General features: G+C 62.6%; 8 protein-coding genes. 4 read left to right on the top strand and 4 right to left on the bottom strand.

The genetic code is table 11. From position 1 onward, the window contains the following. Window positions 1-221: 221 nt before the first annotated feature. Window positions 222-1,517, bottom strand: coding sequence for a hypothetical protein (locus M622_RS30235; RefSeq protein WP_157282020.1), 1,296 nt, complete (start codon window positions 1,515-1,517; stop codon window positions 222-224). 263 nt (window positions 1,518-1,780) lie between these two features. Between M622_RS30235 and M622_RS30230 the strand changes: the two genes are divergently transcribed. Beyond that, complete coding sequence (locus M622_RS30230; RefSeq protein WP_021249390.1) at window positions 1,781-2,575, top strand: thymidylate synthase; 795 nt, start codon at window positions 1,781-1,783, stop codon at window positions 2,573-2,575. Next, on the top strand, window positions 2,572-3,069 hold the full coding sequence (locus tag M622_RS30225) for a dihydrofolate reductase (RefSeq protein WP_021249389.1): 498 nt from the start codon (window positions 2,572-2,574) through the stop codon (window positions 3,067-3,069). Before M622_RS30230 ends, M622_RS30225 begins: the two co-directional genes overlap by 4 nt. A gap of 89 nt (window positions 3,070-3,158) precedes the next feature. Here the strand turns inward: M622_RS30225 and M622_RS30220 are convergent, their stop codons facing one another. The 3 genes from M622_RS30220 to apbC form a co-directional block, all read right to left on the bottom strand. Beyond that, on the bottom strand, window positions 3,159-5,402 hold the full coding sequence (locus tag M622_RS30220) for an arginine/lysine/ornithine decarboxylase (RefSeq protein ID WP_021249388.1): 2,244 nt from the start codon (window positions 5,400-5,402) through the stop codon (window positions 3,159-3,161). A 145-nt stretch (window positions 5,403-5,547) separates the two neighbouring features. Next, window positions 5,548-6,114 (bottom strand): dCTP deaminase, encoded by a 567-nt coding sequence (dcd, locus tag M622_RS30215; protein ID WP_021249387.1) that lies wholly within the window; start codon window positions 6,112-6,114, stop codon window positions 5,548-5,550. Window positions 6,115-6,294: 180 nt separating this feature from the next. Continuing rightward, window positions 6,295-7,386 carry an iron-sulfur cluster carrier protein ApbC gene (apbC, locus tag M622_RS30210; protein WP_021249386.1) on the bottom strand — a complete coding sequence of 364 codons (1,092 nt, stop codon included), beginning with the start codon at window positions 7,384-7,386 and terminating at the stop codon, window positions 6,295-6,297. A gap of 137 nt (window positions 7,387-7,523) precedes the next feature. On the opposite strand from apbC, the gene M622_RS30205 reads away from it, so the two are divergent. Continuing rightward, complete coding sequence (locus M622_RS30205) at window positions 7,524-8,219, top strand: OmpA family protein (RefSeq protein WP_245543060.1); 696 nt, start codon at window positions 7,524-7,526, stop codon at window positions 8,217-8,219. Window positions 8,220-8,321: 102 nt separating this feature from the next. Continuing rightward, window positions 8,322-10,511: a methionine--tRNA ligase gene (gene metG, locus M622_RS30200; RefSeq protein ID WP_031346852.1), complete on the top strand. Its 2,190-nt coding sequence runs from the start codon at window positions 8,322-8,324 to the stop codon at window positions 10,509-10,511. Window positions 10,512-10,601: the final 90 nt, after the last annotated feature.

The raw sequence follows: 10,601 nt of genomic DNA, 5'->3' as shown, positions 1-10,601 counted from the left end.
CCTGTCAAGCACCCCGGGAACTCTTTTTAACGAACCGTGCCTCCAACCGCACGACCCGAAACCCCCGAAACACCCAACCCGCCTCACCTCCAGCACCACCGCAAAGACCGGAATCAAACCGCGTCAGCGCCAGGAGAGGCCGAATTATAGACACCAAAAAGCAAAGGTCAAGCTTAAAACGAGCTTGTAGCGAGGATTAGCTCACAACAGCAAAAAGACACTCAAGTGAGCTGATAGGCACGCATGGCGAAACCCACACCGACCAAGGGCAGGTCCAGCGCCCGCAGCCTGAACACTGCCGCCTCTGCCTTGAGAAACAGCAGCCCATCAGCAAGGACATCGGCGCTCGCAGCCATCAAGCGCACGGACTCTCCGCGCGCAGGGCTATCACACAGCAAGACCGTAACGGGCGCGCGCCCATCCTCCAGGGCCGCCGCCGACGCTGCGCGCGCCACAAGCTGTATCCCGCACACCAGACCGCGCGACTCCAGACGCAGCCTCTGGACAATACCGAGCTGACAGCGATCGGCGTCATCGAAGCGAACACCCACCAGCTCGCCAAGGCGCGGCACGTCAAGGTGTGGTGAGGGCAGGACGATTGCCATGCTCGAACGACTCACATCGCAAACGTTCCACGCTGGAAGCTCCTGCTCCGCCGACCCCGATATCAGGCGCAGGCATTCAGCGACTCCGCGCACGATGCGCACCTGCCCCCCTACCGCATGTCGCCTATGGCGACGTACCGGCGCAGCATCGGCCCACAGGCGCCGCAACTGGCGCCATGCAAGCAGGCGACTCGGCGAGGAGGAGGACTCGAGACCGACGTCCCCATCGTCGCCACCAAGCTCGGACTCGATTTCGGCCAGATACTCCCACGCCGTGCGCGTCGAGAAGTGGAAACCACGATGTGTGGATGCCTCGAGACGGCGCCGTGGCACTGCTCCAGCCTGTGGGTCAGCCACATAGTGTGCGGCGCTGAATGGATGTCTCGACATGTTGAGGTAGGGCAGACAACGATCGATCAACTCCATCGCATGCCACACAGCCTCACCATCGAGTCGATCCAGCCCGGCACTCTGATAAGCGAGTGCGCGCAGGTATTGCTTGCCTGCGGAGTCAATGTCGCCCGCAAAAACCGTTGTCTGCGCATCAACATCCGGATCAAGCACGCCACCCAATCTCTGCCATATCTCAGGGTCTGGCGCGTAACGGCCGATCGCATCCCATCTCACGACTTCGACGAGTGCAGCAGCCACAGTGGCACGGGAAACGGTCTGCTCCGACCGCCCGGCAATCTCCTGATACGCGTCAGCAGTCGCGCGACTGGCAAAGCGTGGCGCCTCAACGTCTCCGCCCGCCTGCCGGGCAAGCCCTTGCAGCGCGCCCTCGACTTCGAGGATGGCGCGATGCACAGCGCTCGGGTCAAGGGCTGCAGCGGCCAATTGCCTTCGCAGCGCCGCAGCAAGCTCGTACAGCTCAGCAAAGGCGTCGGCTGGTTCAGAATGGGACGATGACATGACAGCATTCATAAGATACAGATCCACCAGGACACCCGTGCGGAACCTCAGTCTGGCAACTCGATGACGACATCGACTCAATGGGCCGACGGATGGAAATGGTGGGTGGAGAAAATCAGCTTGCCGAGCCTAGCATGACTAGCTCGAAGCGGGCAGGCCAGCATAGCCCTGCACTCACTACGAACACGGCGAGAACGGACCGTGACCACAGTCATCACCCCACCTTCGGTATAAACTTACTCGTTTATCCGTACCGTGCAAACATGCGTCAGTATATTGATCTAATGCGCCACGTGCTTGAGCACGGTGATCGCAAGACAGACCGCACCGGAACCGGGACCTTGTCGGTATTTGGCTGGCAGATGCGCTTCCGCCTGGCGGAAGGCTTCCCGCTCCTGACCACCAAGAAGCTGCACACCCGCTCCATCATTCATGAGCTGCTGTGGTTCCTGCAGGGCGACACCAATATTCGCTACCTTACGGACAACGGCGTCTCCATCTGGGACGACTGGGCGGATGAAAGCGGCGACCTCGGCCCGGTCTATGGCAAACAGTGGCGGCGCTGGGAGAAGCGGGACGGCAGCAGCATCGATCAGATCACGAAGCTGATCGACGGCATACGCCAGAACCCCGACTCGCGCCGGCACATCGTCTCTGCCTGGAACCCGGCAGAGGTGGATACGATGGCACTTCCGCCCTGCCACGCCCTGTTCCAGTTCTACGTAGCCAACGGCCGCCTTTCCTGCCAGCTTTACCAGCGCAGTGCAGACATTTTCCTCGGCGTCCCCTTCAACATCGCCTCTTACGCCTTGCTCAACCACATGGTGGCGCAAGTGTGCGGACTCGAACCCGGCGATTTTGTATGGACGGGGGGAGACTGCCACCTCTACGTCAATCACCTTGAGCAGGCACGCACACAACTTGCGCGCGAACCACGCCCGCTGCCAAGTCTGAAAATGAACCCCACGGTCACCGACATCTTTGCCTTCCGTTTCGAGGACTTCGAGATCGCCGACTACCACCCCCACCCCCACATCAAGGCAGAGGTTGCGGTATGAGGACAAAACCCGAGCTCATCATCGTCGCTGCCATCGCGCGCAACGGTGTGATCGGCGTCGATAACGGCCTGCCCTGGCGGCTGAAGGCTGACCTGCAGCATTTCCGCGCGCTGACCATGGGCCATCCGATCCTGATGGGGCGCAAGACCTGGGAGTCGCTCGGGCGCCCCTTGCCCGGCCGGCGCAACCTCGTGGTCTCACGCGACCCGCAGTTCCAGGCCGAAGGCGCGGAGGTTTTCCAAAATCCCGAGGCCGCCATCGCCGCGGCGGCCGACGCAGACCGCCTGTTCGTGATCGGCGGCGCCCAGCTCTACACCACGCTGCTGCCCTGTGCGGATCGACTTGAGCTCACCGAGGTATGGGCGGATGTGAGCGGTGACGCCCGCTTCCCCCCTTTCGATCGTGCGCATTTCATCGAAGAGCGGCGCGACCCACGGACGGCCGACGCCGACAACGAGTTCGATTTCGATTTCGTCCACTACCGTCGGCGTTGATTGGTGACCACCCTCCACATTGGAAAAATGGCCAGGGCCGCACTTCGCGGCCCTGGCCATTTCTCAGCCCGACAAGGCGGCAGCAGCGATCAATCCTTCACACAATCAACGTGGTAACGGCCGTCCTCGCCCTTCACCAGGCCGTGGATATCGGTTTCGAACCCCGGGAAGCGCGCGTTGAAGTCGCGCGCAAACTTCAGATAGCGCACGATCGTCGCGTTGAAGCGCTCGCCGGGAATGAGCAGCGGAATACCGGGCGGATAAGGCGTGACCAGCATCGCCGTGACCCGCCCTTCCAGTTCATCCAGCGGCAGACGCTCGATGTCACGATGCGCCATTCTCGCCCAGGCGTCAGCCGGCTTCATCGCCGGCACCATGTCTGACAGATACATCTCTGTCGTCAGACGCGCGATGTCGTGCGACGTGTAGAAGCTGTGAATCTGGTTGCACAGGTCCTTCAAGCCCACGCGCTCGTAACGTGGATGCTTGGCGATGAACTCGGGCATCACCCGCCACAAGGGCTGGTTGCGATCGTAATCATCCTTGAACTGCTGCAGCTCGGTCACCATCGTGTTCCAGCGCCCCTTGGTGATGCCGATGGTGAACATGATGAAGAAGGAGTAAAGACCGGTCTTCTCGACGATGATGCCGTGCTCGGCAAGATACTTCGTCACGATCCCCGCCGGAATGCCGGTGTGATCGGCAAAGTCACCATCCATGTTGAGACCCGGGGTGATGATGGTGGCCTTGATCGGGTCGAGCATGTTGAAGCCTTCGGCCAGGTCACCAAAGCCGTGCCAGCTTTCACCGGCCTTCAGCGTCCAATCCTCGCGGCTGCCGATGCCTTCCTCGGCCAGAAACTCCGGCCCCCACACCTTGAACCACCATTCTTCGTCACCAAACTCGGCGTCGACCTTGCGCATCGCACGGCGGAATTCGACCGCCTCGGACAGCGACTCGTTGACCAGGGCCGGACCACCCGGCGGCTCCATCATCGCCGCCGCCACATCGCACGAGGCGATGATCGCGTACTGCGGCGAGGTCGAGGTGTGCATCAGGTAGGCCTCGTTGAAAATGTCGCGATCGAGCTTGCGCGTCTGCGAATCCTGCACCAGGATCTGCGACGCTTGGCTCAGACCAGCCAGCATCTTGTGCGTGGACTGCGTCGAAAACACCATCGACTCGCGGCAACGCGGGCGGTCGGCACCGATCGCATGATAGTCGCCGTAGAAGTCGTGGAAAGCAGCGTGCGGCAACCACGCCTCGTCGAAATGCAGGGTGTCGATCTGGCCGTCGAGCATGTCCTTGATGGTCTCGACGTTGTACACCACGCCATCGTAAGTCGACTGCGTGATCGTCAGGATGCGCGGCTTCTTGCTCCTTGCCTCGTGCGCGAACGGATTCGCGGCGATCTTCTTCTCGATGTTCTCCATCGAGAACTCGCGCAGCGGGATCGGGCCGATGATGCCGTAATGGTTGCGCGTCGGGGTCAGGAACACGGGCACCGCGCCGGTCATGATGATGGAGTGGAGGATGGACTTGTGGCAGTTGCGGTCGACGACGACGATATCGCCGGGCGCGACCGTTGTGTGCCACACCATCTTGTTCGATGTCGAAGTCCCGTTGGTGACAAAGTACAGGTGGTCGCAGTTGAAGATGCGCGCGGCGTTGCGCTCGGACGCCGCCACTGGACCGGTGTGATCAAGCAGCTGACCCAATTCATCGACCGCGTTGCACACGTCGGCGCGCAGCATGTTCTCGCCGAAGAACTGATGGAACATCTGCCCCACCGGGCTCTTCAGGAAGGCGACCCCCCCCGAATGGCCCGGGCAGTGCCACGAATAGGAACTGTCCGCCGCATAGTGCACCAGCGCGCGGAAGAACGGCGGCGCCAGTGACTCCAGATAATGCCTGGCCTCGCGCACAACGTAGCGCGCGATGAATTCGGGCGTGTCCTCGAACATATGGATGAAGCCGTGCATCTCGCGCAGCACGTCATTCGGAATATGCCGCGTGGTGCGCGTCTCGCCGTGCAGGAAGATCGGGATGTCGGCGTTGCGAAAGCGGATCTCCTCGACGAAGGCGCGCAGGTCGGCGACGGCCTTGGCCGAAGCCTCGGGCGAGGAAAACTCCTCATCATCGATAGACAGGATGAAGGCCGAGCCACGGCTCTGCTGCTGCACGAACGAGGTCAGATCACCATAGCTCGTGACCCCTAGCACCTCGATACCCTCCGCTTCGATCGCCTTGGCGAGCGCACGAATCCCCAGCCCCGAAGTGTTCTCCGAGCGAAAGTCTTCGTCGATGATGATGATGGGGAAGTTGAATTTCATCCTGTTCGTCTCCAGCCGATCCCGGCGGGTCAGCGCAACCGGCAGAGCACTCCGGTGCATACGGACCACAATTTACCGAAAGTGGTTCAAAAAGCGCAAAGGGCCGTCAGTCGGCCCCGTGAATACGTCATCACCGCATTGTGGATCAGATCTTCGGCAGCGTGACGCCCGTCTGTCCGAGGTATTTGCCGCCGCGATCCTTATACGAGGTCTCGCACACTTCATCCGCCTCGAAGAACAGCATCTGCGCCACGCCTTCATTGGCATAGATCTTGGCTGGCAGCGGCGTGGTGTTGGAGAACTCAAGCGTGACGTGACCCTCCCATTCCGGCTCCAGCGGTGTCACGTTGACGATGATGCCGCAACGCGCGTAAGTGCTCTTGCCCAGGCACACGGTCAGCACGCTGCGCGGAATACGGAAGTACTCCACGGTGCGCGCAAGCGCGAAGGAATTCGGCGGGATGATGCAGACATCGCCAATGAAATCGACAAAGTTGCGCGCATCGAAGTCTTTCGGATCAACGATGGTGGAATTGATGTTGGTGAAGATCTTGAATTCGTTCGCCACGCGCACATCGTAGCCATAGCTCGAAGTGCCATAGGAGACGATGCGACCGCTGGCGTTGGTCCGCACCAGCTCGGGCTCAAAGGGCTCGATCATGTTGGCCTCTTGGGCCATGCGGCGAATCCACTTGTCGGACTTGATGGACATTGGCGCGAGTTCCAGCGGGTTGCGTTAGGACCGACGAGGCGGCCACAAAAGCTTTCTAGTGTAGGACAAGCGCCGCGGCAGCGAAAGGCCAGGCGAACCAGTGTTGTTTCGCCACCGCATCCGGCCCCGTCCTTCGCTGCCGCGGCGCCTGCTTCGGTTCGCCGCCAGGCTGCGCCCGCCTCAGCTGCTCTTGATGACGATACTGGGAAACTTGTGCGTCATGTCCTTGGATTTTTCGGCGATACGCACGGCCACCTTGCGCGCAATCTGCTTGTAAATCGCGGCGATACGCCCGTCCGGATCGGACACCACCGTGGGCGCCCCACTGTCGGCTTCAGAGCGGATCTGGATGTCGAGCGGCAACGCGCCGAGAAAGGGAATGTTGAAGTCCGTACACATCTTCTCGCCGCCACCCTGGCCGAAGATGTGCTCTTCATGGCCACACTTCGAACAGATGTGGATGCTCATGTTCTCCACCACCCCCAGGATCGGCACACCGACCTTCTCGAACATCTTCAGGCCCTTGCGCGCGTCCAGCAAGGCGATGTCCTGCGGCGTGGTGACGATCACCGCGCCGGTGACCGGCACGCTCTGCGACAGCGTCAGCTGTATGTCGCCCGTGCCCGGCGGCATGTCGATGATGAGGTAATCAAGATCATCCCAGACGGTGTCCTTGAGCATCTGGTTGAGGGCCTGCGTCGCCATCGGCCCGCGCCACACCATCGGCGTGTCCTGCTCGATGAGAAAGCCGATCGACATCGCCTGCAGGCCATAGGCCTCGAGCGGAATCATGGTCTTGCCGTCTTCCGACTTCGGACGCTGACCGCCGATGCCCAGCATCTGCGGCTGCGACGGCCCATAGATGTCCGCATCCAGGATACCCACGCGCGCACCCTCGGCGGACAAGGCCAGCGCCAGGTTGACCGAAGTCGTGCTCTTGCCTACGCCGCCCTTCCCCGATGCGACCGCGATGATGTTGCGCACCCCGGGCAGCAGCTTCACGCCATGCTGCACGGAGTGGGCGACGACCTTGCTGCTGACCTTGATGTCGACGCGACCGATGCCCGGCACCGCTGCCAGCGCATCGGCCAGCAGCGCGCGGATGGGTTCGTGCTGGCTTTTCGCCGGGTAGCCGAGTTCAAGCTCAAAAGCGACATCTGCGCCTTTCACCACCACATTACGCACACTACGGGCGGAGACAAAATCCTTGCCGGTGTTCGGATCGATCACCTGCTTGAGCACGTCGGTTACAGTTTGCTGGTCAAGACTCATCGCGGTTTCCTCGATAATCGATGCACCCACTGCGGGGTGGAGACGGCAGAATGATACCGGAGCCTGTGTAATCACTCACCCGCGCTGTCATCAAGGTTTCCTCACGCGAGACCCCGGACGAGCCTCACAACGCGCTCATGCACGCATTGATCCATCCACCCGCCTGCCACCCCTCGCCCGCACGACACGAGCCGAGGCTGCGCCTCAACCACACGCCACCGCCGATGAACATCCGCCTGCCCGCCCTCTTCAAGACCCCGTTGTTCAGCGCTCCAGTCTGCATTGCCCTGGCTGCAAGCCTGCTGCTCGCGGCCTGCGCAAGCCCTGGAACACCTGCCACCCCGGCCGCCAGCGACCCCATCCACCGCCACGCCCTTGTCCGCCCTGCAAGCCCGGCACCGCAATGGGAGGGCTTGCGCGAACGCATCAGCACCGCCACCGCACCCCTGCCCGGCATCAAGGTGGGGGCGGCTGACGCGCAAGGCGTGCGCATCGAGATCCCGGTCGCAGACGGCTTCAGCTCGGGCAGTACCGCAATCCGCCCCTCCCTTGCGAGCGCACTCGAAGCCATCGCGCCGGCGCTGACGGACGACAACGGCGTCGCCATCAAGGTCATCGGCCACACCGACAGCCAGGGCAGCGAGATGGTCAATCTGCGTCTGTCGATCGAACGCGCCGAAGCTGTCGTGAGCTATCTCAGCGAGCGCGGCATCGCGCTTGAGCGCCTCAGTGCCGACGGTCAGGGCGAAGCCGACCCCCTCACCAGCAACGCCACCGAAGAGGGACGCGCACGCAACCGCAGGGTCGAGCTGCTGCTGCGGGCGATGCCCTGATCGGGTCCAGATCCGCGCCGCAGCTGCCGCTTCAGCCGGGCGCACGGCGGTGAGCGCTGCGCTTTGATAAACTTGCGTCCTTTGAATCGCGCCGAAGCCACCATGCCCCGCAAGATCCTCGTCACCAACGCCCTGCCCTATGCCAACGGCGACATTCACCTCGGCCATCTGGTCGGCTATGTTCAGGCCGACATCTGGGTACGCTACCAGCGCATGCGGGGCCATTCGGTGCACTACGTGTGCGCGGACGACACCCATGGCACGCCCGTCATGCTGCGCGCCGAAAAGGAAGGACTGACGCCTGAGCAGCTCATCGAACGCGTACATGGCGAGCATCTGCGGGACTTCACCGACTTCGGCGTTGGCTTCGACAATTACCACTCGACGCACAGCGCCGAGAACCGCTTCTACGCCGAGGACATCTACGGCAAGCTCAAGGCCGGCGGACTGATCGACACGCGCTCGATCGAGCAGTATTACGACCCAGTCAAAGAGATGTTCCTGCCCGACCGCTTCATCAAGGGCGAATGCCCCAAGTGCAGCGCGGCCGACCAGTACGGCGACAACTGCGAAGCCTGCGGCGCCGCCTATGCTCCGACCGAGCTCAAGAACCCGTACTCGGCGGTGTCCGGTGCCAAGCCGGTGCTGAGAAGCTCGGAACACTACTTCTTCCGCCTCTCGGATGAGCGCGCGGTGGACTTCCTGCGCAGCTGGACGCGCGGCCACAACGCCCTCGGCGAGCGCCGCCTGCAGCCCGAAGCCGCCAACAAGATGAAGGAGTGGCTGGGCGAGGCCGGCGAGAACAAGCTCTCCGACTGGGACATCTCGCGCGACGCGCCCTACTTCGGCTTCGAGATCCCGGGCGCACCTGGCAAGTACTTCTACGTCTGGCTCGATGCACCCATCGGCTACCTCGCCAGCTTTCGCAACCTGGCCGAAAAACGCGCCGCCAGCGCCGAGCCCATCATCGTCGAGGACTACATCGACGCCGATCGCGCCGCAGCAGCCGGCACCGAGATGGTGCACTTCATCGGCAAGGACATCCTCTACTTCCACGCCCTGTTCTGGCCCGCAATGCTCAAGTTCGCCGGCTACGCCACGCCCAGCCAACTGTGCGTGAACGGCTTCCTGACCGTCGACGGCGCCAAGATGAGCAAGAGCCGCGGCACCTTCATCACCGCACACTCCTACATCACACAAAAACTCAATCCCGAGTGGCTGCGCTACTACTTCGCCGGCAAATCGAACGGCAGCATGGAAGACGTCGACCTCAACCTCGACGACATGATCGCCAGGGTCAATTCCGACCTCGTCGGCAAGTTCGTCAACATCGCCAGCCGCTGCGCCGGCTTCATCGGCAAGCGCTTCGACGGCAAACTGGGTGAGATCGATGTCGCCGCCTGTGCCGACTTCGCCGCCGCCTGGACGGATGGCAGGATCGCCGCCGCCTACGACGAACGCGACTACAGCCGTGCGCTGCGCGAGACCATGCGCCTGGCCGACATCGCCAACCAGTACGTGAATGACCACAAGCCCTGGGAACTGGCGAAACAGGAAGGCCAGGAGGCCCACCTGCACATGGTGTGCAGCAGCGCGCTGACCATGTTCCGCGACCTCGCACGCTACCTCAAGCCGGTGTTGCCGACCCTGACCGAGCAAGTCGAGACCTTCCTCTCCGTTCCGGCCATGAACTGGCTGGGCGACTGGGCGCCCCTGCCCTCCGGACACCGCATCGAGCCTTACAGCCACCTGATGACGCGCGTCGAACGCAAGCAGATCGACGCCCTGCTCGAAGCCAACCGTGAATCGCTCGCCCCGACTGCGGCCGCACCCGCCCAGAGCGCTGCAAACGCGAAAGCTGCCGACGCCACCGCCTCGCCGCAACGTCATGCCGAAAAGCAGCAGCACGCGGCACAAGCAGCCGAGACCGCCGCACCGCACATCAGCATCGACGACTTCACCAAGGTCGATCTGCGCATCGCCCGCATCGTCAACGCCGAGCACGTCGACGGCGCCGACAAGTTGATCCGCCTGCAACTGGACATCGGCGAGACCGACGCCGCCGGCGCGCCAAAACCGCGCCAGGTCTTCGCCGGCATCAAATCGGCCTATGACCCGGCGACGCTCATTGGTCGACACACGGTCATGGTCGCCAACCTTGCGCCGCGCAAGATGAAGTTCGGCCTCAGCGAAGGCATGGTACTGGCTGCCTCCGATGCGGACGGCAAGAGCGGTGGCCTCTACATCCTCTCGCCCGATGCCGGCGCCAGCGCAGGCATGCGGGTCAAGTAGACGCGGGACCGCAGAACACACCATGCCGCTGACGCCCTCGAAACGCTGGTTCATCCTGCATCACGCCGGTCGAGGGCGACCGTCTCCGTA

Source organism: Thauera terpenica 58Eu, assembly GCF_000443165.1.
Taxonomy (GTDB): domain Bacteria; phylum Pseudomonadota; class Gammaproteobacteria; order Burkholderiales; family Rhodocyclaceae; genus Thauera; species Thauera terpenica.
Note: the sequence above shows the minus strand (reverse complement) of the source record. Positions and strands in the feature narration are given on the sequence as shown.

Coding starts and splice junctions, on each gene's coding strand:
- M622_RS30225 (WP_021249389.1), top strand. CDS start 2,572: ATGAGGACAAAACCCGAGCTCATCATCGTCGCTGCCATCGCGCGCAAC.
- M622_RS30220 (WP_021249388.1), bottom strand. CDS start 5,402: ATGAAATTCAACTTCCCCATCATCATCATCGACGAAGACTTTCGCTCG.
- dcd (WP_021249387.1), bottom strand. CDS start 6,114: ATGTCCATCAAGTCCGACAAGTGGATTCGCCGCATGGCCCAAGAGGCC.
- M622_RS30230 (WP_021249390.1), top strand. CDS start 1,781: ATGCGTCAGTATATTGATCTAATGCGCCACGTGCTTGAGCACGGTGAT.
- apbC (WP_021249386.1), bottom strand. CDS start 7,386: ATGAGTCTTGACCAGCAAACTGTAACCGACGTGCTCAAGCAGGTGATC.
- M622_RS30235 (WP_157282020.1), bottom strand. CDS start 1,517: ATGTCATCGTCCCATTCTGAACCAGCCGACGCCTTTGCTGAGCTGTAC.
- metG (WP_031346852.1), top strand. CDS start 8,322: ATGCCCCGCAAGATCCTCGTCACCAACGCCCTGCCCTATGCCAACGGC.
- M622_RS30205 (WP_245543060.1), top strand. CDS start 7,524: ATGCACGCATTGATCCATCCACCCGCCTGCCACCCCTCGCCCGCACGA.